Source organism: Streptomyces sp. NPDC043996 (genome assembly GCF_056435225.1).
On record NZ_JBWKEY010000009.1, the window covers coordinates 175,455 to 197,467 of the forward strand.

The following is a 22,013-nucleotide window of genomic DNA, read 5'->3' on the forward strand; positions in this document are numbered from 1 at the left end:
CCTTGGTCGATCGCCTGTTTGTGCAGGCTATCGGGTGCCACTGACAAAGCGACGGGCCGACGGGGTGTGTCCCGTCGGCCCGTGTGCCTCGTCCGGTCAGGCGTCGACCTTCTCCATGACCTCGTCGGAGACGTCGAAGTTGGCGAAGACGTTCTGCACGTCGTCGCTGTCCTCGAGCGCGTCGATCAGCTTGAAGATCTTGCGCGCGCCGTCCTCGTCCAGCTCGATCTGCATGGTCGGGACGAAGTTGGCGTCCGCCGAGTCGTAGTCGATCCCGGCCTCCTGGAGGGCGGTGCGGACCGCGACCAGGTCGGTGGCCTCGCTGAGCACCTCGAAGGACTCGCCCAGGTCGTTCACTTCCTCGGCGCCCGCGTCCAGGACGGCGCCCAGGACGTCGTCCTCGGACAGCTCGCCCTTGGGGACGATCACGACGCCCTTGCGGTGGAACAGGTACGACACGGAGCCCGGGTCGGCCATGGAGCCGCCGTTGCGGGTCATGGCGACGCGGACCTCGGAGGCGGCGCGGTTGCGGTTGTCCGTCAGACACTCGATGAGCACCGCGACGCCGTTCGGGCCGTAGCCCTCGTACATGATCGTCTCGTAGTCGGCGCCACCGGCCTCAAGGCCGGCGCCGCGCTTGAGCGCGGAGTCGATGTTCTTGTTGGGCACCGACTGCTTCTTGGCCTTCTGCACGGCGTCGAAGAGCGTCGGGTTGCCGTCCAGGTCGGCGCCGCCGGTGCGGGCCGCGACCTCGATGTTCTTGATCAGCTTCGCGAAGAGCTTGCCGCGCTTGGCGTCGATCACGGCCTTCTTGTGCTTCGTCGTAGCCCATTTAGAGTGGCCGGACATCTGCCTGTCTCCTTCGCGTAACCAACCTCGATAACGAACGTCAGAGATCCTACAAGGACCGCCGCCCCCGCTCGGCCCGCACCATCTCCACGAACAGGCCGTGGACCCTGTGGTCGCCCGTCAGCTCCGGGTGGAAGGACGTGGCGAGCGCGTTCCCCTGGCGTACGGCGACGATGTGACCGCCGTGCTCGGCGAGCACCTCGACCTCCGCGCCGACCGACTCCACCCAGGGGGCGCGGATGAACACGCCCTCTACAGGGTCGCCCTCGACACCCTTCATGTCGACCGCGCTCTCGAAGGACTCGTTCTGCCGTCCGAAGGCGTTGCGCCGCACGATCATGTCGATGCCGCCGACCGTCTCCTGGCCCGAGCGCGGGTCGAGGATCTTGTCGGCGAGCATGATCATGCCCGCGCAGGTGCCGTAGACCGGCATTCCGGCGCGCACGCGCGCGCGAAGGGGCTCGAGGAGGCCGAAGAGCGCGGCCAGCTTGGAGATGGTGGTGGACTCGCCGCCGGGGAGGACGAGTCCGTCGACCTCGGCGAGCTCCTCGGGGCGCCGGACCGGCCTGGCCACGGCGTCCGCCGCGGCCAGGGCGACCAGATGCTCCCGGACGTCGCCCTGGAGGGCCAGGACGCCGACCACGGGTACGTCGTCGATCATGGGTTACCAGCCGCGGTTGGCGTAGCGCTCGGCCTCGGGCAGGGTGTCGCAGTTGATGCCGACCATGGCCTCGCCGAGGTTGCGGGACGCGTCCGCGATGACCTTGGGGTCGTCGTAGAAGGTGGTGGCCTTCACGATGGCGGCGGCGCGCTTGGCCGGGTCGCCGGACTTGAAGATGCCGGAGCCGACGAAGACGCCCTCGGCGCCGAGCTGACGCATCAGGGCGGCGTCGGCCGGGGTGGCCACGCCACCGGCGGAGAACAGCACGACCGGCAGCTTGCCGAGCTCGGCGGTCTCCTTGACCAGCTCGTAGGGGGCGCGCAGCTCCTTGGCGGCGGCGTACAGCTCGTTGTTGTCGAAGCCGCGCAGCTTGGCGATCTCGTTCTTGATCTGGCGCAGGTGGCGCACGGCCTCGACCACGTTGCCGGTGCCGGCCTCGCCCTTGGAGCGGATCATGGCCGCGCCCTCGGCGATGCGGCGCAGGGCCTCGCCCAGGTTGGTGGCGCCGCACACGAAGGGGGTCGTGAACGCGAACTTGTCGCTGTGGTTGACCTCGTCGGCCGGGGTCAGGACCTCGGACTCGTCGATGTAGTCGACGCCGAGGGACTGCAGGACCTGGGCCTCCACGAAGTGGCCGATGCGGGACTTGGCCATCACCGGGATGGACACGGCCTCGATGATCTCTTCGATCATGTTCGGGTCCGACATCCGGGCCACGCCGCCGTCCTTGCGGATGTCGGCGGGGACCCGCTCCAGGGCCATGACGGCGACGGCACCCGCGTCCTCGGCGATCTTCGCCTGCTCGGCGTTGACCACGTCCATGATCACGCCGCCCTTGAGCTGCTCGGCCATGCCGCGCTTCACGCGGGCGGTGCCGGTCGCGGGGGTGGCATCGGCCTGGTTGGTGCTGGGGAGCGTGCTGGACACGGGTTGACCTCACTCGGTGAACTCGGCGAACTCAGTGATAGAGAGCTGCTCGGTGAAAGAGAGCTACGGGTGGCGTTTCCGCCGTCTAGAGCAAACGCCGGGCGACCAGGCCACAGCAAGGGCCAATGGTGACGCGGTGGATCATTTTGCGGACCCCTGGTCCGCTCCTGTGAGGGCCGTACGACGCTCTGTGACCCGTTTCGGAGGCCGGTGGTCCTCTCCCCAACGGCCACCGCGTGCTTCATCCTGGGGCCATGCGGGGAATTCTTGCGGGGGCGCGGGCGCTGCTGGCGCCGATCAGGAACTGCGCGCAGCGCCTGGATCAGTGGTGGGACAGGTACGAGGTGGTGACGTTGCTCGTCCTGCCCGCGTACGTCCCCTGGCAGCTGGCGGTCAGCGGATTCCGCTGGTGGATCGTGCCGTTCGCGCTGCTCGCGGCGGTGTCCCTGGTGATGTGGGCCGAGGCGGTGGCCAAGCTGGTCAGCCGGGCGCGCCGGAAGTAGGCCCTAGGGTCCTTCTGGTGGATCAGAAGGACCCTAGGCCGCGGACCGGTCCGCGAGCGCCATCGGAGGCTCGTCGTCCATCTCCACGGCCATCGGGAACGGGGCGTGCCCGGCCAGCCGGAACCAGCGCACCTTGCGGTGGCGGCGCAGCGCGCGGGCCGCGCGGACGGCGTCGTTGTGGAAGCGCCGGGCCATCGGCACCCGGCGCACGGCGGCGGCGAGTTCGGTCGCGGCCTCGTCGCCGCCGGGTGCCTCGCGGACCGCCTCCACCTGCTGTGCCTCGCCGAAGACCGCGCGCAGCGCCTGGCTCAGCTCGCTCTCGGCGACCTCCCGCTGCTCTTCCTCCGCCTGCCGCGCCGCGTGCGCGGCCTCGTACAGGACGATCGAGGCGGCCGGATCGAGCACTCCGGAGGTGGCCAGCTCCTGCGCGACCGAGGCGCGGCGCAGCAACTGCGCGTCGAGGGCGGCGCGGGCCGCGTCGATGCGCGCGTGCAGGCGGTCCAGGCGTCCCGCGGTCCAGCTCAGGTACAGGCCGATCGCGAACAGGGCTACCGCGATCCAGATCAACGTGGAGGTCACGGACGCCAAGGCTACCGCCCGGGCTTGTCTGGGGGCCGGGGCGCTGGGCGCCCCGGCGGGCCCCGGGCTGGGGCGTGCCGCCCCTGCCGTGCCCCCGATGATCGGCCTTCGGCCTTGTCCTCAAACGCCGGACGGGCTGACATCTGCCGGTTGCGGCGCGATCCAGCCCGTCCGGCGCTTGAGGACAAGCGCGCAAGCGCGATGGGGGGCGGGTGGGCGGGGAGAAATAGCCCGGCCGCGGGGCCCTAGTCCCTGGCGAGCCCGAACCGGGCGCGCAGGCCCGTGCGTTCGTCCGTCGCGACCGCCGCGGCCCCGTCCGTGACCGTCTCGTACACCGACAGGATGTCCGCCCCGACCGTCGACCAGTCGAAGCGGCGCACATGCTTGCTGCCCCGCTCGCGCAGCTCCTCGCGCCGCTTGGGGTCGCCGAGCAGACGCACGGCGGCCTCGGCGAGGGAGTCCGCGTCCTCGTTCGCGAACAGGTCGCCCGCCCCGCCCTGGTCCAGGACCTGCGCGAACGCGTCCAGGTCGCTGGCGAGGACGGGCGCGCCCGCGGACATCGCCTCGACCAGGATGATGCCGAAGCTCTCGCCGCCGGTGTTCGGGGCGACGTACAGGTCGACGCTGCGCAGCAGCCGCGCCTTGTCCTCGTCGCTGACCATGCCGAGGAACTCCACCCGCTCGCGCAGCGCGGCGGGCAGCGAGGCCACGGCCTCCTCCTCGTCACCGCGCCCGGCGACCAGGAGCCGCGCCTCCGGGCACTCCGCGAAGATCCGCGGCAGCGCCCGCATGAGGACCGGCAGGCCCTTGCGGGGCTCGTCGATGCGGCCGATGAAGCCGATGGTCTGGCCCTGCCACGCAGGCTGGGGCTCGGCGTCGGCGAAGAAGTCGACGTCCACGCCGTTCGGGATGACGACCGCGTCCCCGCCGAGGTGCTCCACCAGCGTGCGGCGGGCGTACTCGCTCACCGCGATCCGCGCGCTGATCTTCTCCAGGGCGGGCTGCAGGATCGGATACGCCGCGATCATGGCCCGCGAGCGCGGGTTGGACGTGTGGAACGTGGCCACGATCGGGCCCTGCGCCGCCCAGCAGGTCAGCAGGCCGAGCGAGGGCGACGTCGGCTCATGGATGTGGATCACGTCGAACGTGCCGTCGTGCAGCCAGCGGCGTACGCGCGCGGCCGAGAGGAACCCGAAGTTAAGCCGGGCCACCGAGCCGTTGTACGGCACCGGCACGGCCCGGCCCGCCGACACCACGTACGGCGGCAGGGGGGTCTCGTCATCCGCGGGGGCGAGGACGGAGACCTCATGCCCCAGGCGGATGAGGTGCTCCGCCAGATCGCGGATGTGGAACTGGACGCCGCCGGGCACGTCCCACGAGTACGGGCAGACGATGCCGATCCTCACGGCGTCGTCCCCTCGCCGCGCGGCTCGGGCCCCGCGTCGGCGGCGCGCGGCGGCGCCTTGGCCGGGTCGAGGTCAGCGAGCCACAGGCGCTGCAGCATGTGCCAGTCCTCCGGGTGGTCGGCGATGCCCGTGGCGAAGGCGTCGGCCAGGGCCTGGGTCATGGCGGCCGTCTTCTCCGCGCGGGTGCCCGTCTCGGGCACCTCGATGGGCGCATGGACGCGGCCCTTCATGACCGGCGACGCGTCGTACCAGAGCGTCACCGGAAGCAGCAGCGCCCCGGTCTGCTGGGCGAGCGCGGCGGGCCCCGCGGGCATCCGCGCGGTCTCGCCGAAGAACTTCACCTCGACGCCGGACGCCGACAGGTCGCGGTCGGCGACCAGGCACACCAGGCCCCCCGCGCGCAGCCGGCGGGCGAGCGTGCCGAAGGCCGAGCCTCCGGTGTGCGGAAGGACCTCCATGCCCAGGCCGCTGCGGTAGGCGACGAAGCGGTCGTACAGGGACTCCGGCTTCTGCCGCTCCTGCACGGTCGTGAACGGGGTCTGAAGCTTCGTGGTGACCCAGGCGCCCGCGAGGTCCCAGTTGCCCAGGTGCGGCAACGCGAGGATGACGCCCCTGCCGCTCTCCAGGCCGTCGGTCAGATGGTGCAGGTCCTGGGGCTCAAAGCCGTTCCTGACGCGGTCCCGGCTCCAGGCGGGCAGCCGGAAGGACTCCATCCAGTAGCGCATGTACGAGCGCATGCCCGCCTTGGACAGCTGCGCGAGGCGCTGCGGCGTGGCATCGGGCACCACGCGCGCGTAGTTGGCCTCAAGGCGCAGCACGCCCTTGCCGCGCCGCTTCCAGGCGGCGTCGGCGATGGTGCGCCCCAGGCGCACCGCGGCGGGCTCGGGAAGCTTCTTGACCGTGCTCCAGGCCACCCCGTAGAGCGCGTCCGTCAGCTTCTCCGCCGTCCGGCTCATGAGGCCGTCCCGGTGGCCGACCCCGTGGCCGACCCGCTCTGGCCCGCGGCCTCCCGCGCGGCCTCCGCGTCCGCCTCGGCCGACTCACGGCGCACCGTCACCACGCGCTGGACCAGCGTGACGAGGCTGCCGACGGCCACGATCCACAGCGCCACCGGAAGGAGTACGTCGATGCCGGGCACCCCGAACTTGTGCAGCCCGGCGAAGCCCGCCGCGACCAGCGAGATCACCAGGCGCTCGGCGCGCTCGACCAGGCCGTTGACCGCGACTGGCAGGCCGATCGCCTCGCCGCGGGCCTTGGTGTAGGACACCACCTGGCCGCTGGCCAGGCAGAAGATCGACACCGCGCACAGGATGTTGTCGTCGCCGGAGCCCGCGTACCAGAGCGCGAACCCACCGAAGATCGCGCCGTCGGCGACCCGGTCGAGCGTGGAGTCGAGGAACGCCCCCCACCGGCTGGAGCGGCCGAGCTGGCGCGCCATGTTGCCGTCGACGAGGTCGGAGAACACGAACAGCGTGATGACGACCGTGCCCCAGAAGAACTCCCCGCGAGGGTAGAAGACCAGCGCTCCCGCCATCACCCCGGCCGTGCCGATGAACGTGACCGTGTCGGGGCTGACCCCGCGGCGGATGAGAAACGCGGCGAACGGCGTGAGGACACGCGTGAAAAACGCACGCGCGTACTTGTTCAGCATGGCCTTCCCGAGGGTCGGTGCGCGCGGCGGCCCCGTTGGCCACCGGCTGGCCCATCGTAGTCACGCCCCGGACGAGGCGGCTCGCCCCCTCACGATCGCGTACGACGTATGGACGCACAGTGACGCAAGTGGAAAGCTCGGAAGCACCGCGGGCGTCGCCGGAGCCGCCCCCGCACGCGGCTGTCGCGTGTCCGCGCTGAAGCCAGCATCCCTGAGGGGGCTGAGCCTCCTCACCATGCGCGTAACCGGGAGGCCAAGGCATGGGCGACAAGGCGAACGCACACCCCGGAGCCGCCGGCAGGGCAGCGACGGCCGACCATCCCGCGTCCGTACGGAATGTGGTGCTGGTCGGCCACAGCGGATCGGGCAAGACGACTCTGGTGGAAGCCCTCGCGCTGACCGCGGGGGCGGTGAACCGGGCGGGCCGCGTGGAGGACGGCACGGCGGTCTCCGACTACGACGAGATCGAGCACCGCCAGCAACGCTCGGTCCAGCTGTCCCTCGTCCCCGTCGAATGGGGCGGCTACAAGATCAATATCCTGGACACCCCGGGATACGCCGACTTCGTCGGTGAACTCAGGGCCGGTCTGCGTGCGGCGGACGCGGCCCTTTTCGTCGTCTCGGCCGCCGAGGGCGTCGAGGGCATCACCGGCGCGACCCGCATGGTGTGGGAGGAGTGCGCGGCCGTCGGCATGCCCAGAGCCATCGTCATCACCCACCTGGAGTCCGCCCGCGCCGACTTCGCACAGATGACACGGACCTGCGCCGAGACCTTCGGCGCCGACGACCCCGACGCCGTACTGCCGCTGTACCTGCCGCTCCACGGCGAGCAGGGGGCCGACGGCCACGCACCCGTCACCGGCCTGATCGGGCTGCTCTCCCAGCGCGTGTACGACTACACATCCGGCGAGCGCAAGGAGTCCGAACCGGGCCCCGACCAGCTGCCCGCCATCGAGGAAGCGCGCAACAAACTCATCGAGGGCATCATCGCCGAGAGCGAGGACGAGTCCCTCATGGACCGCTACCTCGGCGGCGAGGACATCGACTCCCAGACCCTCGTCGACGACCTGGAACGCGCCGTCGCACGCGGCATCTTCCACCCCGTGCTCGCCGCCGCCCCGGCCGCCGACGGCGCCCGCCAGGGCATCGGCACCGTCGAACTCCTCGAACTCATCACCGGCGGCTTCCCGACCCCCCTTGAACATCCCGCACCGGCCGTCACCACCCCCGACGGCACACCCCGGCCCGCCCTCAGCTGCGACCCCGAGGGACCACTGGCCGCCGAGGTCGTCAAGACCGCGTCCGACCCCTACGTCGGCCGCATCTCCCTGGTCCGCGTCTTCTCCGGCACCCTGCGCCCCGACGAGACCGTCCACGTCTCCGGGCACGGACTCGTCGACCACGGCCACGAGAGCCGCGACCTCCACGAGGCCGACGAACGGGTCGGCGCCCTGTCCGCCCCCTTCGGCAAACAGCAGCGCACCCTCTCCCAGGCCATAGCGGGCGACCTCGCCTGCGTCGCCAAGCTCCACCGCGCCGAGACCGGCGACACCCTCTCCGCCAAGGACGACCCGCTCCTCATGGAGCCCTGGGACATGCCCGACCCCCTGCTGCCGCTCGCCATCCAGGCCCACAGCAAGGCCGACGAGGACAAGCTCTCCCAAGGCCTGTCCCGGCTCGTCGCCGAAGACCCCACCATGCGGCTCGAACAGAACCAGGACACCCACCAGGTCGTCCTGTGGTGCCTCGGCGAGGCCCACGCCGACGTGGCCCTCGAACGGCTCCGCAGCCGCTACGGCGTCCAGGTCGACGTCGTCCCGCACAAGGTGTCCCTGCGCGAGACGTTCGCGGGCAGGTCCGCGGGCCGCGGCCGCCACGTCAAACAGTCCGGCGGCCACGGCCAGTACGCCATCTGCGAGATCGAGGTCGAGCCGCTGCCCGGCGGCAGCGGCATCGAATTCGTCGACAAGGTCGTCGGCGGCGCCGTGCCCCGGCAGTTCATCCCCTCCGTCGAGAAGGGCGTCCGCGCCCAGGCCGCCAAGGGCGTCGCCGCCGGCTACGCCCTCATCGACGTCCGCGTCACCCTCCTCGACGGCAAGGCGCACTCGGTGGACTCCTCCGACGCCGCCTTCCAGACCGCGGGCGCGCTCGCCCTGCGCGAGGCCGCCGCGGGCACCACCATCCACCTCCTCGAACCCGTCGCCGAGGTGCGGGTCCTCATCTCCGACGAATACGTGGGCGCCGTCATGAGCGACCTCTCCGGCCGCCGCGGCCGCGTCGTCGGCACCGAACAGGCCCCCGGCGGACGCACCCTGGTCCGCGCCGAGGTCCCCGAGATCGAGATCGGCCGGTACGCCATCGACCTCCGCTCCCTGTCCCAGGGCACCGCGCGATTCAGCCGCGCGTACGCCCGCCACGAACCGATGCCCCCACAAGTCTCACAGAAGATCCGCGAACAGGCCCAGGACAGCGCCTAGTTGGGCCGCACGCCCACCGGCCGCCCCCTCTCCTCACCTCCGAGGGGGCGGCATTCAGCCGTCCACTGACGGATGTCGGTGCGCCCCGATACGCTGATGACCTGATCAACAGCTGTACCGGCCTGCTCAACAGGTGTGCCAGGTCACGCAGTCGGGAAGTTCGGGAACAACGCAGTCGGGACGGGAACGGCCGCGGCGACAGGCGGCGCGGCGAGGGGGCGGCAGGTGGCGGACGACGCATTCGACTTCAGGCCAGGGGCTCAGGTGCCGCTGTCCGGCGCCGCCGGACAGACGGCGGCCACCCACGCCCTGGCCTCCGCGGCCTACCGCGACGGCGAGGTCGACGACATCCTCAAGGCCAACAGCGACTGGCACAAGTCCGTGGTGAAACCCGGCGTCTGGTCCCTGTTCAAGCCCAGCCTCGGCGAGGCCTTCGCCAGAACCGTCCAGGTCAGGATGCTCGGCGGCGCCCGCAGCCCCCTCATCCAGTCCTTCGGCCTCGACCCCCAGGCCGTCGTCGAGCACTGCCTCGCCGCCAGCGGCATCCGCCGCCACCGCGACAGCTGGCTCACCCTCGTCATGGCCGTGTGCGGACTGCTCTTCCCGCCCGGCCTCGTCGCCTGGCTCCTGGTCTTCACCGCACGCCGCTGGATCTCCAAGCAGAAGGACAAGCGCACCCAGGCCATCGCCACGGCCATCCTCGTCGCCGTCGGCGTCCTCGCCGTCATCCTCCTGGTCAAACTGCCCTTCGGCGGCTTCTGGGCCTGGTATCTGCGCCTGTCCCCCGTCGTCCCCGTCATCGGCTGGTTCTGGGCCAAGCACATAGCCGAAGGCACCGCCAAGGACCTGCGCGAGCGCTGGTCCGCGCTGCTCTCCGGCGGCGGCATCGGCGCCAAGATCCCCGAGGCCGTCCCCGGCAGCCCCGGCGAGACCTCCGCCGAACGGCTCCGCCAGGGCCTCGCCCGCCTCTCCGCCGAGCAGCAGAGCAACTCCGTCTTCTACGCCGGACCCAAGGGCATACTGGGCATGGGCACCCGCTGGGGCAGCTGGCAGCTCGCCGAGGAGCTCACCTCGCGCGAGGACGGCAAGGAGATCAACCCCTTCCGCAGCTGGGACGTCATAAGGGCGGTGCACGACCAGCTCCGCCTCCTGGAGCGCGGCCCCCTGCACACCGGCGGCTTCCCCACCCCGCAGATAAAGCACTGGATCGTCACCCCCGTCGGGGAGAACGCGGGAGGCGTCTCCCGCCCCTCCGGCACCGACGTCGACGCGTTCCAGATCAAGGGCCACGAAATACAGCGCATCTGCAACGAGCAGCAGTTCGGCAGCGGCGACCGCCACTACCTGGGCGTGCAGTTCACCCTCTGGGACGGCCAGCTCGTCATCACCATGCTCATCACGGTGACGGTGCTGCACGAGACCCTGCGCATCGAGGTCACCGGCCACGCCCTCGGCCCCGTGCACTCGCTGTTCACCAGCAAGCCCTCCCCCAAGACGAAGACGGTCAGCAAGACCATCAAGTTCTGGGAGACCACCACCCGCAGCCTCCCCCTCGTCGACGCCCAGGAAGTGGTGCGCCTCGCCGTCCGCGCCCCCTTCACCTGGTATCCGCCGATCCTTGACTACCTCGGCGGCAAGCTCGTCCTGCCCGAGCCCTTCGGCCTGCGCCACGCCTGGGCCGACAAGCCCTGGCGGCACCGCTTCATGGCCGACGACGCCCTGCGCGCCGCCACACCGGTCCTGCGCGTCGTCCACTCCGCCGCCATCAAGGTCCTGGAGGAGAACGGCGTGAACACCGACCGCTTCAACGGCCGCGCCACGTTCCTCAGCGGGGCCATCCAGGACCCGATGCCACGCCAGGCGGACGTCTACGGCGCCTAGGCACCGAGCACGGCGAAGGGCGGCGCGATCCGATCGCGCCGCCCTTCGCCGCACCCTGACGCGCTAAGCCGCAGGCCACGCCCGCGCGAGCATCTCGCGCGTGTCCGCGAGGAGTTGCGGCAGCACCTTGGTGTGCGCCGTGACGGGCATGAAGTTGGTATCGCCGCCCCAGCGCGGCACGATGTGCTGGTGCAGATGGGCCGCGATGCCCGCGCCCGCGACCGTGCCCTGGTTCATCCCCAGGTTGAAGCCGTGCGCCCCGGACGCCGCCCGCAGCGCCGTCATCGCCTGCTTGGTCAGCTCGGCCAGCTCCAGCGTCTCCGGCCCCGTCAGCTCCGTGTAGTCCGCGACGTGCCGGTAGGGGACCGTCATCAGATGCCCGCCGTTGTACGGGTACAGATTGAGCACCGCGTACACGTGCTCGCCCCGCCTGAGGACAAGACCGTCCTCATCCGATTTCGCCGGGATGGAGCAGAACGGGCAGCCGTCCTCGGCCCCCGCACCGGTCGGCTTGTTCTCCCCTTGGATGTACGCCATCCGGTGGGGCGTCCACAGGCGCTGGAAGGCGTCCTGCGTCCCGACTCCGATCTGCTGCTCCGGCTCAGTCGTCATGGTGGCCAGCATATTCGCCGCCGGAGACACGGCGAGGGGCGGCCCCGAACGGGACCGCCCCTTAGAGCCCCGCTTACGCAGGGAGCACTCCTACCGGGAGCTACCGCTTCGCCTTTTCGACGGATCACCCCCGCCTATGCGGGGAACTGGTCACACCTGAACCCGGCGCTCCACCACATCAACGAGCTTCGCGATCGCCTGGTCACGGGGAATCCCGTTCTCCTGCGAACCGTCCCGATACCGGAAGGACACCGAACCCCCGTTCATGTCGTCGTCGCCGACGATCACCATGAACGGCACCTTGCTGCGCTGAGCGTTGCGGATCTTCTTCTGCATCCGGTCCGAAGAGGCGTCCACCTCGACCCGCAGGCCGCGCTTCCTCGCCTCCTCCGCGAATTCCTGGAGGTACGGCACGTGCGCGTCCCCGACCGGGATGCCGACGGCCTGCACCGGAGCCAGCCACGCCGGGAAGGCACCCGCGTAGTGCTCCAGGAGCACCCCGAAGAACCGCTCGATACTCCCGAACAAGGCCCTGTGCAGCATGACCGGCTGCTGCTTGGAGCCGTCAGCGGAGGTGTACTCAAGCCCGAACCGCTTCGGCTGGTTGAAGTCCACCTGGAGGGTCGACATCTGCCAGGACCGGCCGATCGCGTCCTTCGCCTGGACCGAGATCTTCGGCCCGTAGTACGCGGCCCCGCCCGGGTCCGGCACCAGCGGCAGGCCCTGCTTCTCGGCGGCCTGGCGCAGCGCCTCGGTGGCCTCGGCCCAGTCCTCGTCCGAGCCGATGAACTTGTCGGAGTCGTCGCGGGTGGACAGCTCCAGCTCGAACTCGTTCAGACCGTAGTCACGCAGCAGGTCAAGGACGAAGGTGAGGAGCTTGTCGAGCTCCTCCGCCATCTGCTCCTTGGTGCAGTAGATGTGCGCGTCGTCCTGGGTGAAGCCGCGCGAGCGGGTCAGGCCGTGCACGACGCCCGACTTCTCATAGCGGTAGACCGTGCCGAACTCGAACAACCTCAAAGGCAATTCGCGGTAGGACCGGCCGCGCGACTTGAAGATCAGGTTGTGCATCGGGCAGTTCATCGCCTTGAGGCGGTAGTTCTGCTCGTCGAACTCGATGGCCGGGAACATGCCGTCCGCGTAGTGCGGCAGGTGCCCCGAGGTCTCGAAGAGCTTCTCCTTCGAGATGTGCGGGGTGTTCACGAACTCGTAGCCCGTGTCCTCGTGCCGCTTGCGGGAGTAGTCCTCCATCACCTTGCGGATGACGCCGCCCTTGGGGTGGAAGACCGCGAGGCCGGGGCCGAGCTCCTCCGGGAAGGAGAACAGGTCAAGCTCCGCGCCGAGCTTGCGGTGGTCGCGCTTCTCAGCCTCGGCGAGGAACTCCAGGTGCGCCTTCAGCTCGTCCTTGGACGGCCAGGCGGTGCCGTAGATGCGCTGGAGCTGCGGGTTGCGCTCGCTGCCGCGCCAGTAGGCGGCGGCGGAGCGCATCAGCTTGAACGCCGGGATGACACGGGTGCTCGGCAGGTGCGGACCGCGGCAGAGGTCCTTCCAGCACAGCTCGCCGGTCTTGGCGTCCAGGTTGTCGTAGATGGTCAGCTCGCCCGCGCCCACCTCGGCGTCGGCGCCGTCGGCGGCCTGGGCGGCGTTGCCCTTGAGGCCGATGAGCTCCAGCTTGTACGGCTCGTCGGCGAGCTCGACGCGGGCGTCCTCGTCGGTGGTGACCCGGCGCGAGAACTTCTGCCCGCGCTTCTGGATCTCCTGCATCCGCTTCTCGACGCGCTTGAGGTCCTCCGGGGTGAAGGGCTCCTTGACGTCGAAGTCGTAGTAGAAGCCGTCCCGGATGGGCGGGCCGATGCCGAGCTTGGCCTCGGGGAAGAGCTCCTGCACGGCCTGGGCCATGACGTGGGCGGTGGAGTGGCGCAGGATGTTCAAGCCGTCCTCGGAGGAGATCTCGACGGGCTCGACCTCCTCGCCGTCCTTCACCTCGTACGCGAGGTCCTTGAGCTCGCCCGCGACGCGCGCGGCCACGATGGTGCGCTGGCCCTCGAAGAGCTCGGCGGCCGTGGTGCCCGTGGTCACCACGCGCTCTTCCCGCTCGGAATCGCGTTGGATGATCACACGGACGTCTGACACCGGTCTCTCCTGACTGAGGGGGCTGCGGCAGATCCTCGCCTGCGCGCGCAACGAATCGTACCGAGCCCCGAGGGTCGACCGCGAAACGGTTATCCACAGGTGGCGCCCGCTCCCCCGCCCTCAGTCGGTGCCGCACGCCTCCTCGAAGAAGCCCATGATCTCCGCGTGCTCCTGGATCGACTTCATCAGGCGGTCCCGCTCGGCGTCGTCGACCTGTACGGGGACCACCTGGGCGGCCCCGGTGAGCCTGCGGAAGCCGCCGCGGCTCTCCAGGCGCCCGTGCACCCGGATCGGCAGGCCGAGCAGGTGGGCCTGGCCCGCGACCCGGTACGAGTCCTCGTCCAGGGCCATGCGGATGTGCGGGATCTCCGCGCCCGCGAGGACCCGTACCCGCACGGTGCCCGCCCCGCCGGGACCTGAGCGCCGCATGCGGACCACGGTTCCGGTGATCCGTACCGGCACCGACGGCTCGTCGCGCAGATAGCGGGCGCCCGCCTCGCGCAGGACGGTGAGGTCGCCGGGCGAGAACTCGACGGGTTCGGCGGCGGCCGCGCAGCCCTCGGGGACGCCCGCGGCGGGCGACCACTCGACGTGCACGCGGGCGCCCTCGGTGCCGCGGACGAGGGCGACGATCGCCTCGACCAGCTCATGGCTGACGCCCGCCTGGACGGCGCTGTCGAAGGCGTCCATGCCGCCGGTGGCCCGCTGGTAGTCGACGGCCTCGCGGGCGGCGTACAGCGCCTGGTGCAGCCGTACGGCGAGCGTCCGCCCGGCGGGGACGGGCACGAAGGCGGCCAGGTGGCGGCCGCCGGTCGCGGGCCCCACCAGGACGTTCGCGAGGGCCGCGGCGGCGGGGCGGCGGTAGCGCGCGCCGTAGTACCCGGCGCGTTCGCGGGCGGCGAGCGCTCCGGCGAGGAGCATGCGGCGGGCGGCGGCGCGCAGGTGTTCCTCGACGGTCCAGGGGGCGGCACCCGCGGGCCCGCCGGGCACATCGCGCCACCAGCGGATCTCGTCGCTGGGGACGGCGAGCGACACGAGCAGGTCGCGGGCCGAGGGCGCGGAGCTGCGGGCGAGGGCGGTGAGCGCCTCGCCGATGAGGTCGTCGCTGTCGGGGAAGGCGCGGCTCTCGGGGACGAGGAGGCTGGTGCCGCCCGTGCCGGGTCCTGGCGGGGTCCAGCGGGAGTAGCGTCCAACGGCGCCGCCGCGGCGCCGCCAGCCGTGGCGGTGGAGGAGGGCGACGAGGACGGCGGGGTCGACCTGGCCGGGGTCTGGCGGGTCGGGCCAGGGGCCGGGGCTCTCGCCGGGGTGGGGGCGCACGCCCCGTAGGGGGGCGGGGTCGTCGATCGGGCGGTGCATCAGGGTCTCCCTCCCGCGCCGACGCGCGTCATGATCTCGCAGAGGGCGTTGTCGTCGAAGATCCGCGCGGTCGGCACGCGGACCGTGGTCCGGCGCCTGCCCGTCACGGGGTGTCCGGCGAGGTTCGTCCAGTAGCAGCAGTGGCGCAGGTCGAGGCGGTCGTGGCCGGCGCGCAGCCAGTCGTCGCGCGAGCGGGGCACGATCATGACGACCAGTATTTTGTGCACCGATACCGGGGTGCGGGCGAGCTTCTCCAGGTGGGCGTTGTCCAGGGTGAAGGAGAAGGCGGGGCCCCTGGGGCGGGGCGGGATCTGGTAGGTGCACTTGAGCTGGACCTTGATCGTGACTTCGTCGTCGATGGCGTGCCCGGGGGCGCTGTGGCTGACGTGCCAGTCGATGCCGTTGTCCGGGAACGGCTGGGAGAGCGAGCACCCGGCGGCCGCGGCGACCGCGTGCAGATAGCCCACCTGAAGGGTCTCCATACAGGCGGTGGTGGCGAGTGTGCCGCGCGGCGGTGCGATCCGCTCGGGCAGCAGCCCGCCCTGTTCGGGCTGCGCGAGCGCCATGTCGATGAGGCCTTCCGAACCGGTGAAATCCCCGCTTGAGCCGTCAATGTCCCGACTCCGTACCTGTGTTGTCTCCTGGGCGGGTTCGGCGCAAACGGCCCGGGTATCACCTGCGTGTGGCAGGAGCGGAGGTCAACTGCCGAAGCTGAACGAGGAGTTGCGTCGGGATGGCGTGCTGGTATGAGGGGCCTTTGGCCGCATTCGACACGGAGACCACGGGTGTCGACGTGGAGACCGACCGCATCGTGTCGGCCGCCGTCGTCGTCCAGAACGGCGCGGGGGCCCGGCCGCGCGTGACGCGCTGGCTGGTGAATCCGGGCGTGCCGGTGCCACAGGCGGCGACGGAGGTGCACGGTCTCACGCAGGAGCACCTGGAGCGCAATGGCCGCTGGCCCGCGCCGGTGATGGAGGAGATAGGGCGGGAGCTCGCGGAGCAGGGCGCGGCGGGGCGGCCGCTGGTGGTGATGAACGCGCCGTTCGATCTGACGCTCCTGGACCGGGAGTTGCGCAGGCACCGCGCGTCGTCGCTGTCGCGTTATCTGGAGAGCTATCCGCTGTGCGTGCTCGACCCAAGGGTGCTCGACCGGCATCTGGACCGGTACCGCAAGGGTCGGCGCACGCTGTCGGACCTGTGCGAGCAGTACGGCGTGGAGCTGGGCGGCGCGCATGACGCGGCGGCGGACGCGCAGGCGGCGCTGGATGTCGTGCGGGCGGTGGGGCGTCGCTTCGCGGCGCGCCTTGACCGTCTTTCCCCGGCGGAGCTGCACACGTTGCAGGCGGTGTGGCACGCGGCGCAGGCGCGGGGGCTGCAGGCGTGGTTCGCGCGCAGCGGGTCTCCGGAGGCGGTGGATCCGGCGTGGCCGCTGCGTCCCGAACTGCCCGCGGCGGCCTGACGGGGCTCGGCGGCACGGGGCGTGTGCGGGGCATGAAAAAACCGGCCCGTCGAGGACGGACCGGCATTCTCCGGGTGGGCGATACTGGGTTCGAACCAGTGACCTCTTCGGTGTGAACGAAGCGCTCTCCCACTGAGCTAATCGCCCGGGAACGCACTGAACAATACAGGTCCGGACGGCGTTCGTTCAAACCGCGTCCGGGCCTCGGGGCCGATGCCCCTCACCGGCGCCCGGCGCGCGGCCCCCGGGGGTCGAGGCGGGCGGCGAGGCCGCGCCGCCCGGCGCGCATCATCGCGGCGTGGTTGAGGACGAGCAGGGGTCTGCCGGGTGCCGCGAGGCGCCGCAGGAGCGGCTTGCGCACCTCGACCTCCTGGTCGTAGCGGGCCCGGGTGCCGCCGTCGGGCGTGGCGGTCAGGGTCCAGCGGGCCCAGCCGTCGAGGTCGCCGGTCATGGCGATCTCAAGGACGCCGCGCTCGGGGTCCCGGCGGCGTTCTTCGGCGGTGACGACGAGGTCGTACGGCAGGAGGGACCGGAACCGGGCGGTGCCGCGGTGCTCGTCGAGCGGCGTGACGTCGCGCACCTGGGGCCACCACGCGGGGTAGTCCTGGACCCGTTCGAGCACCTCGTAGACGACGGCGGGATCCGCGCTCAGATTCCACACGGCACGGAAGCGGAATTGGCACCAGTCCATGGCTCAAGTGTGCGGCCGTACGCCTCGATCCGGGCGGTCGTTGCCGACGGCGCGTCAACTCGGCCGAAATAGGAGGAAGTTATTCCGGGCGACTTGGCGGGTGCGCGCAATTTCGTGAAAGGCCGTCACATACGACTGTGGCCCGGAGACCATTTCCGGTCTCCGGGCCACAATCCCGGGTGGGCGATACTGGGTTCGAACCAGTGACCTCTTCGGTGTGAACGAAGCGCTCTCCCACTGAGCTAATCGCCCGGGCGCAGAGAGAACATTACCCCATGTCAGAGGGTGCCTCTGACCACCCGTCCGACCGGGCCCCGACGGCCTCGGGGCGGTCCGCCGGGGCACGGCTCACTGGTTGTCGATCTTCCAGGGCATCTGCATGCCGTACTTCCAGAGGTAGACGCCGGCCAGGACGCCGACGATCACGAGGGCGATCGTCGTGAGGATGATGTTGCGGCGGCGCACCTTCGGGTCGAGGGCGCGCTGTGCGGCCTCGGTGACCTTCCGTTTCGTCCAGCGCAGCACCAGCTGGGCCCAGACGAACTCGGTCGCCCAGATCGCCATGCCGCCGAAGATCACGACCCAGCCGGGTCCCGGCAGCGGCAGCATGATGATGCCGATGATCACGACCGCGAGGCCCACGATGAAGACGCCGACCTGCCAGCTCAGGTGCAGGGCGCGGCGCGCTTTGATGAACTGCGGCGCGCGCGATCCGAAGGGCTTCTCGGGCTTGGTCTGGCCGTCCGCCCCCTCGGCCGCCTCGGCCACCGCAGGTTCGTTACTCCCCGTATTCATGCCGCCAAACCCTACCGGACGGAAACCCGTCACCGGAATGGCCGTACGAACCAAACCGGCAGTCCGCCATACGAGCCCCCTAAAGACACCCAAAACCCTCAGAGGGGTTTACAACGGCACCGTAGGTGGCATGTCGATTTCGCCGACGTGCGAATCCCCGAGCGCACACTGAGCGAAAGGCCTTGGCGCTTATGAACACCACGGTCAGCTGCGAGCTGCACCTGCGCCTCGTTGTGTCGAGCGAGTCCTCACTGCCTGTACCCGCAGGACTGCGGTATGACACGGCCGATCCCTATGCCGTGCACGCCACCTTCCACACCGGAGCCGAGGAGACCGTCGAGTGGGTGTTCGCCCGCGACCTCCTCGCCGAGGGCCTGCACCGGCCCACCGGTACCGGCGACGTCCGAGTCTGGCCGTCCCGGAGCCACGGTCAGGGCGTCGTCTGCATCGCCCTGAGCTCCCCTGAGGGGGAGGCTCTGCTCGAGGCCCCGGCGCGGGCCCTGGAATCGTTCCTGAAGCGGACCGACGCGGCTGTGCCGCCCGGCACCGAACACCGCCACTTCGATCTGGACACGGAGCTCTCGCACATCTTGGCCGAAAGCTAGTCCGGCCCGTCCGGGAGCCGCTCGACGCCGTCCGACTCGGGGAGACGGCGCGGGTACGACAACGACATAGCAGGCACTCCAGACACCGGCGCCGGTGCCGCGGATTTCCGCGGCGTCGGCGCCGTGGCGTGCGCGGCACGAGCCGCTAGCATCGGCCAGCACCGGGCGGGCGCCCGTCCGACCCCCAGCAGGCCAGGGAGCGAATCGTGCTGATCACCCACGACACCCGGTGCGCGCTCGACGCCGTGGTCGATCTGGTGAATTCCGCGCCGGACGACGAAGGCGGCGGCGACGCCGTCGAGGGGCTCGCGGACGTCGCGGCCCTACGTGAGTTCGTCCAGAGCCACTCGATCAGTGACGTCGGGGTGCTCACGGAGCGGGACCTGGCGGGCGTGCACCGCGTCCGCGGCCGTTTCGCCGAGGTCTTCGCGGCCGCGGAGCCGCATCGGGCGGCGGCGCTGCTCAACGAGCTCGTGGCCGCCGCGGGCACCACGCCGCGCCTGACCGACCACGACGGCTACGACTGGCACGTGCACTACTTCGCGCCGGGTGCGTCGGTCGCCGACCACCTCGCGGCCGACGGCGGGATGGCGCTGGCCTTCTTCGTGGTCGCGGGCGAGCAGGAGCGGCTGCGGCGCTGCGAGGCGCCGGACTGCCGCCGGGCCTTCATCGACCTGTCCCGGAACCGCTCGCGCCGCTACTGCGACAGCCGCACCTGCGGCAACCGCCTGCACGTGGCCGCCTACCGGGCCCGGCGCCGGGAGGCGGCGGGCGTGGGGCGGGAGGGCGCGGTCTAGCCCCCGTGAGCGGGAGCGGGCCCTGGAAGGGGTGCTGGAAGGGGCCCTGGAAGGGGCGCTGGAGGAGGAACGCGGCCGATGCGGGCCCAGGGGCCTCCAGCGCGGGAAGAGTCCCTGGAGGAAGCCCTAGAGCAGGAAGAGGTCGTGCAGCGCGGCCATCAGCAACAGGCAACCGATCACCGCCAGGAAGATCATCAGCGGGGGCTGGGAGAGGGCGAAGAGGCAGCCTCGCGGCTCGTCGGCGGTTCCGTGCCCGTCTGGCCGGGCGGGGTCGCTCTGTGTGGTGGTGTCCAGCATCTCGCCGTGATGATGGCGCAGCGCGAGCGCCCGCGCTGACCAACACGCCCGGCGCGCGGGGCAGTTCGCCGCATTCCGTGCCCTTGCCGGGCCCGGCGATGCGCACCTGCGAGCGGCATCCGAGGATACGCTCGAACCAGTGACGCGCGGGGGTGACGCGGACCGCCGGGAGCCGCCCGCGGCGAGGGGCGGCGAGGTCCACTCGCTCCCCCGGCACGCCCTTGAGTACGGATCAGATGCCGTGCTTCTTCAGGATGGCCTCGATGTCGCTGAAGTCCTCCGCGGGGGCCGCCGCCTTCTTCGACTTGGCGGTGGGCTTGGCCGCGGGCTTGGCGCCGCCGCCGAAGGACGGCGCGGAGGCGGCCGGGGCGATCGCGTCGCGCTGCGCGGCCTTCACGGCCTCCTTGCGCTCCTTGCGGGTGCCGCCGGAGCGGCGCTCGGCGGAACGCGTCGACATGAAGAGCAGCCAGGACGTGCCGAGGACGCCGAAGCCCGCCCAGGCGACCGGGCTGAAGGCCGTCTCGGCCGCCCATTCGACGGCGCCCGTCATCACCAGGCCCAGGGGGATCAGCGCATAGGCGGCGAGGCGGGCCGCCGCGAGGAAACGCTTGCGATACGCCGTGACGGCGGCTATGCCGAGGCCGGCCGCGGCGACGGCGGAACAGATGGTCTCGGCAATCATCCCGGTCCTCCAGGCGTGCGGGCGCGGTGCGGTGTCGCTTGTCTTCCTTCCATCCTGCACCGGTCCAGGCCCTCGCGACCACGTCCCCGAGGGACATCAGGGAGATATCCGGGTAGGGCCTCCTCCCCAGGTGCCGGTCGGCGGGCCCGAGGCTGGGAGACTGTGCGCATGAACGACTCTGTCACCACAGGCCCCGCCAGCCCCGTCGTCATCGACTTCTGGTGCGAGCTGCAGTGCCCCGACTGCCGCACCGCCCTTGACGACGTGCGCGCGCTGCGGGCCCGCTACGGCGACCGCGCCGAGCTGCGCCTGCGCCACTTCCCCCTGGAGAAGCACCGGCACTCCTTCGCCGCCGCGCAGGCCGCCGAGGAGGCCCTGGCGCAGGGCAAGGGCTGGGAGTACGTGGAGGCCGTGCTTGACCGCGTCGAGGACCTGGACCGCAAGGGGGAACCCCTCCTGGTCGAGGTGGCGCGGGAACTCGGCCTGGACGCGGAGGAGTTCGACACCGCCCTGGTGGACGGGCGGCACATCCTGATCGTCGACGCCGACCAGGCCGAGGGCAAGGCGATCCGCGTCACCGGCACACCGACGTACGTCGTCGACGGGGAGCGCCTGGACGGCGGCAAGAGCCAGGACGGCCTGCGCGAGCGCGTCGAGGAGATCGTCGACCGGCTGCTCGCGCGGGACTAGCCCGCGGAACGCACGGGGCCAGGAAGCGGAACCAGCAAACCCGGCTGGACCGCGGCCGCGCGCCTCAGAGCGGCGGTTCTCCGAGCAGCGGTTTTCCCAGCAGCGGCTTTCACAGCAGCGGTTTGTAGACGAAGTACGAGACCGGTTCGTAGCCGAGCGACTCGTACAGGCGCAGGGCCGGGGTGTTGCCCGCGAAGACGTTCAGGCCGATGTGGTCCTTGCCCGTGTCCAGGCACTGTGCCTCGGCGAGGAGCATCAGGGTGCGGCCGTGGCCCCGGCCCCGGTGTTCCTCCCCGACCTCGACGTCGTACACGAAGGCGTCGCCTTCGCGCTCGGCGACCCACAGCGTGCCCACGGTCGCCCCGTCCTCGACCAGGACGCTGAGCGTGGCCCCGGGGCTGGCGACACCTTCGGGCAGGGAGCGGTCGTAGTCCCGGTCGGCCTTGGCGCGTGCCTCGTCCTCGGGGATGCCGCGCTCGATCCAGTCGCGGGCGTAGCTGACCTTCGCGGCCGCCGACCACGGCCCGAACTCGTCCGCCGTCATCGGCCGGACCGCCACGCCCTCGGGAAGGGCTGGCGGTTCGGCCGGGAGCGGCTTGGTCATGTGGCGGTTGCGCTCCGCATAGCCGAGCGCGGTGGCCAGCTTGAGGGCGCCGGGGCTGGCGGCGGGCACGGCCGCCTCGATCTGGGCGCAGCCCCAGGAGCGCGCCACCTCCTCGGCGGCGAGGGCCGCGACGGTGGCGCGGCCGCGGCGGCGGTCCGGCTCGTCGACGCGCAGCTCCATGATCTCCGCCACCCACGTGCCGGACACCTGGCGCGCGGCCAGCTTGATCGTGCCGACGGGGCGGCTGTTCACGCACACGTCGTAGGTGCGTGACTTCTCGCCGTCAGTGCCCTGCTGAAGCGGCCCGGACGGCCGCAGAGTCGTGGTCATCACGGGAGTTGTACCCGCCCCGCGCCCCCGC

At 71.2% G+C, this 22,013-nt stretch carries 23 protein-coding genes and 2 tRNA genes; 7 read left to right on the forward strand and 18 right to left on the reverse strand.

Features of this window, described 5'->3' with window-relative positions; genetic code table 11:
• Positions 1-96 precede the first annotated feature (96 nt).
• The 3 genes from AC07A4_RS23980 to pdxS are packed head-to-tail and all read right to left on the reverse strand — an operon-like array spanning position 97 to position 2,437.
• A complete protein-coding gene (locus AC07A4_RS23980; RefSeq protein WP_144002402.1) occupies positions 97-849 on the reverse strand; it encodes a YebC/PmpR family DNA-binding transcriptional regulator in 753 nt (250 codons plus the stop codon).
• A gap of 49 nt (positions 850-898) precedes the next feature.
• Entirely contained in the window at positions 899-1,510 is a 612-nt protein-coding gene (gene pdxT, locus AC07A4_RS23985) for a pyridoxal 5'-phosphate synthase glutaminase subunit PdxT (RefSeq protein WP_478602029.1), read from the reverse strand.
• Positions 1,511-1,513: 3 nt separating this feature from the next.
• Positions 1,514-2,437, reverse strand: coding sequence for a pyridoxal 5'-phosphate synthase lyase subunit PdxS (gene pdxS, locus AC07A4_RS23990; RefSeq protein WP_478602031.1), 924 nt, complete (start codon positions 2,435-2,437; stop codon positions 1,514-1,516).
• 254 nt (positions 2,438-2,691) lie between these two features.
• Here pdxS and AC07A4_RS23995 point away from each other — a divergent pair, with 254 nt between their 5' ends.
• Positions 2,692-2,940, forward strand: a complete 249-nt coding sequence (locus AC07A4_RS23995) for a hypothetical protein (protein ID WP_478602032.1) — start codon at positions 2,692-2,694, stop codon at positions 2,938-2,940.
• A gap of 33 nt (positions 2,941-2,973) precedes the next feature.
• On the opposite strand, the gene AC07A4_RS24000 is transcribed toward AC07A4_RS23995, so the two are convergent.
• From AC07A4_RS24000 to pgsA, 4 genes are all read right to left on the reverse strand, one after another.
• A complete protein-coding gene (locus AC07A4_RS24000) occupies positions 2,974-3,519 on the reverse strand; it encodes a LemA family protein (protein WP_478602034.1) in 546 nt (181 codons plus the stop codon).
• 245 nt (positions 3,520-3,764) lie between these two features.
• Positions 3,765-4,925, reverse strand: coding sequence for a glycosyltransferase family 4 protein (locus AC07A4_RS24005; protein ID WP_478602036.1), 1,161 nt, complete (start codon positions 4,923-4,925; stop codon positions 3,765-3,767).
• Entirely contained in the window at positions 4,922-5,881 is a 960-nt protein-coding gene (locus AC07A4_RS24010; RefSeq protein WP_478602038.1) for a phosphatidylinositol mannoside acyltransferase, read from the reverse strand. Before AC07A4_RS24010 ends, AC07A4_RS24005 begins: the two co-directional genes overlap by 4 nt.
• Positions 5,878-6,576 carry a phosphatidylinositol phosphate synthase gene (gene pgsA, locus AC07A4_RS24015; protein WP_478602040.1) on the reverse strand — a complete coding sequence of 233 codons (699 nt, stop codon included), beginning with the start codon at positions 6,574-6,576 and terminating at the stop codon, positions 5,878-5,880. The genes AC07A4_RS24010 and pgsA overlap by 4 nt, the downstream gene beginning before the upstream one ends.
• A 260-nt stretch (positions 6,577-6,836) precedes the next feature.
• On the opposite strand from pgsA, the gene AC07A4_RS24020 reads away from it, so the two are divergent.
• Both AC07A4_RS24020 and AC07A4_RS24025 read left to right on the forward strand, forming a co-directional pair.
• Positions 6,837-9,053 carry an elongation factor G-like protein EF-G2 gene (locus AC07A4_RS24020; protein WP_478602042.1) on the forward strand — a complete coding sequence of 739 codons (2,217 nt, stop codon included), beginning with the start codon at positions 6,837-6,839 and terminating at the stop codon, positions 9,051-9,053.
• Between the two features lie 225 nt (positions 9,054-9,278).
• Positions 9,279-10,934 (forward strand): hypothetical protein, encoded by a 1,656-nt coding sequence (locus AC07A4_RS24025; protein ID WP_478602044.1) that lies wholly within the window; start codon positions 9,279-9,281, stop codon positions 10,932-10,934.
• Between the two features lie 63 nt (positions 10,935-10,997).
• Here AC07A4_RS24025 and AC07A4_RS24030 read toward each other — a convergent pair whose 3' ends face one another.
• From AC07A4_RS24030 to AC07A4_RS24045, 4 genes are all read right to left on the reverse strand, one after another.
• On the reverse strand, positions 10,998-11,558 hold the full coding sequence (locus tag AC07A4_RS24030; protein ID WP_478602046.1) for an HIT family protein: 561 nt from the start codon (positions 11,556-11,558) through the stop codon (positions 10,998-11,000).
• Between the two features lie 138 nt (positions 11,559-11,696).
• Positions 11,697-13,676, reverse strand: coding sequence for a threonine--tRNA ligase (thrS, locus tag AC07A4_RS24035; RefSeq protein ID WP_478602048.1), 1,980 nt, complete (start codon positions 13,674-13,676; stop codon positions 11,697-11,699).
• Between the two features lie 120 nt (positions 13,677-13,796).
• On the reverse strand, positions 13,797-15,032 hold the full coding sequence (locus AC07A4_RS24040) for a hypothetical protein (protein WP_478602049.1): 1,236 nt from the start codon (positions 15,030-15,032) through the stop codon (positions 13,797-13,799).
• The gene (locus AC07A4_RS24045; protein ID WP_478602051.1) at positions 15,032-15,598 is read right to left on the reverse strand and encodes a DUF4365 domain-containing protein; all 567 of its coding nucleotides are present in this window, start codon (positions 15,596-15,598) and stop codon (positions 15,032-15,034) included. Before AC07A4_RS24045 ends, AC07A4_RS24040 begins: the two co-directional genes overlap by 1 nt.
• A 167-nt stretch (positions 15,599-15,765) precedes the next feature.
• Between AC07A4_RS24045 and AC07A4_RS24050 the strand changes: the two genes are divergently transcribed.
• Entirely contained in the window at positions 15,766-16,491 is a 726-nt protein-coding gene (locus tag AC07A4_RS24050; protein WP_478602052.1) for an exonuclease domain-containing protein, read from the forward strand.
• Between the two features lie 75 nt (positions 16,492-16,566).
• Here AC07A4_RS24050 and AC07A4_RS24055 read toward each other — a convergent pair.
• The 4 genes from AC07A4_RS24055 to AC07A4_RS24070 form a co-directional block, all read right to left on the reverse strand.
• Positions 16,567-16,638, reverse strand: a tRNA-Val gene (locus AC07A4_RS24055).
• A gap of 73 nt (positions 16,639-16,711) precedes the next feature.
• Positions 16,712-17,182, reverse strand: coding sequence for an SRPBCC family protein (locus tag AC07A4_RS24060; protein WP_478602054.1), 471 nt, complete (start codon positions 17,180-17,182; stop codon positions 16,712-16,714).
• Between the two features lie 180 nt (positions 17,183-17,362).
• Positions 17,363-17,434, reverse strand: a tRNA-Val gene (locus AC07A4_RS24065).
• Positions 17,435-17,530: 96 nt separating this feature from the next.
• Positions 17,531-17,977 carry a TIGR02611 family protein gene (locus AC07A4_RS24070; protein ID WP_478602056.1) on the reverse strand — a complete coding sequence of 149 codons (447 nt, stop codon included), beginning with the start codon at positions 17,975-17,977 and terminating at the stop codon, positions 17,531-17,533.
• 191 nt (positions 17,978-18,168) lie between these two features.
• Here AC07A4_RS24070 and AC07A4_RS24075 point away from each other — a divergent pair, with 191 nt between their 5' ends.
• Positions 18,169-18,582, forward strand: a complete 414-nt coding sequence (locus AC07A4_RS24075) for an SsgA family sporulation/cell division regulator (RefSeq protein ID WP_003959770.1) — start codon at positions 18,169-18,171, stop codon at positions 18,580-18,582.
• 206 nt (positions 18,583-18,788) lie between these two features.
• Entirely contained in the window at positions 18,789-19,379 is a 591-nt protein-coding gene (locus AC07A4_RS24080) for a CGNR zinc finger domain-containing protein (RefSeq protein ID WP_478602057.1), read from the forward strand.
• 126 nt (positions 19,380-19,505) lie between these two features.
• Here AC07A4_RS24080 and AC07A4_RS24085 read toward each other — a convergent pair whose 3' ends face one another.
• Positions 19,506-19,676, reverse strand: coding sequence for a hypothetical protein (locus tag AC07A4_RS24085; RefSeq protein ID WP_478602059.1), 171 nt, complete (start codon positions 19,674-19,676; stop codon positions 19,506-19,508).
• Between the two features lie 232 nt (positions 19,677-19,908).
• Positions 19,909-20,358 (reverse strand): hypothetical protein, encoded by a 450-nt coding sequence (locus AC07A4_RS24090; protein WP_478602061.1) that lies wholly within the window; start codon positions 20,356-20,358, stop codon positions 19,909-19,911.
• 168 nt (positions 20,359-20,526) lie between these two features.
• Between AC07A4_RS24090 and AC07A4_RS24095 the strand changes: the two genes are divergently transcribed.
• Positions 20,527-21,048 (forward strand): DsbA family protein, encoded by a 522-nt coding sequence (locus AC07A4_RS24095; protein ID WP_478602063.1) that lies wholly within the window; start codon positions 20,527-20,529, stop codon positions 21,046-21,048.
• A 109-nt stretch (positions 21,049-21,157) separates the two neighbouring features.
• On the opposite strand, the gene AC07A4_RS24100 is transcribed toward AC07A4_RS24095, so the two are convergent.
• A complete protein-coding gene (locus AC07A4_RS24100; RefSeq protein ID WP_478602065.1) occupies positions 21,158-21,982 on the reverse strand; it encodes a GNAT family N-acetyltransferase in 825 nt (274 codons plus the stop codon).
• Positions 21,983-22,013 lie beyond the last annotated feature (31 nt).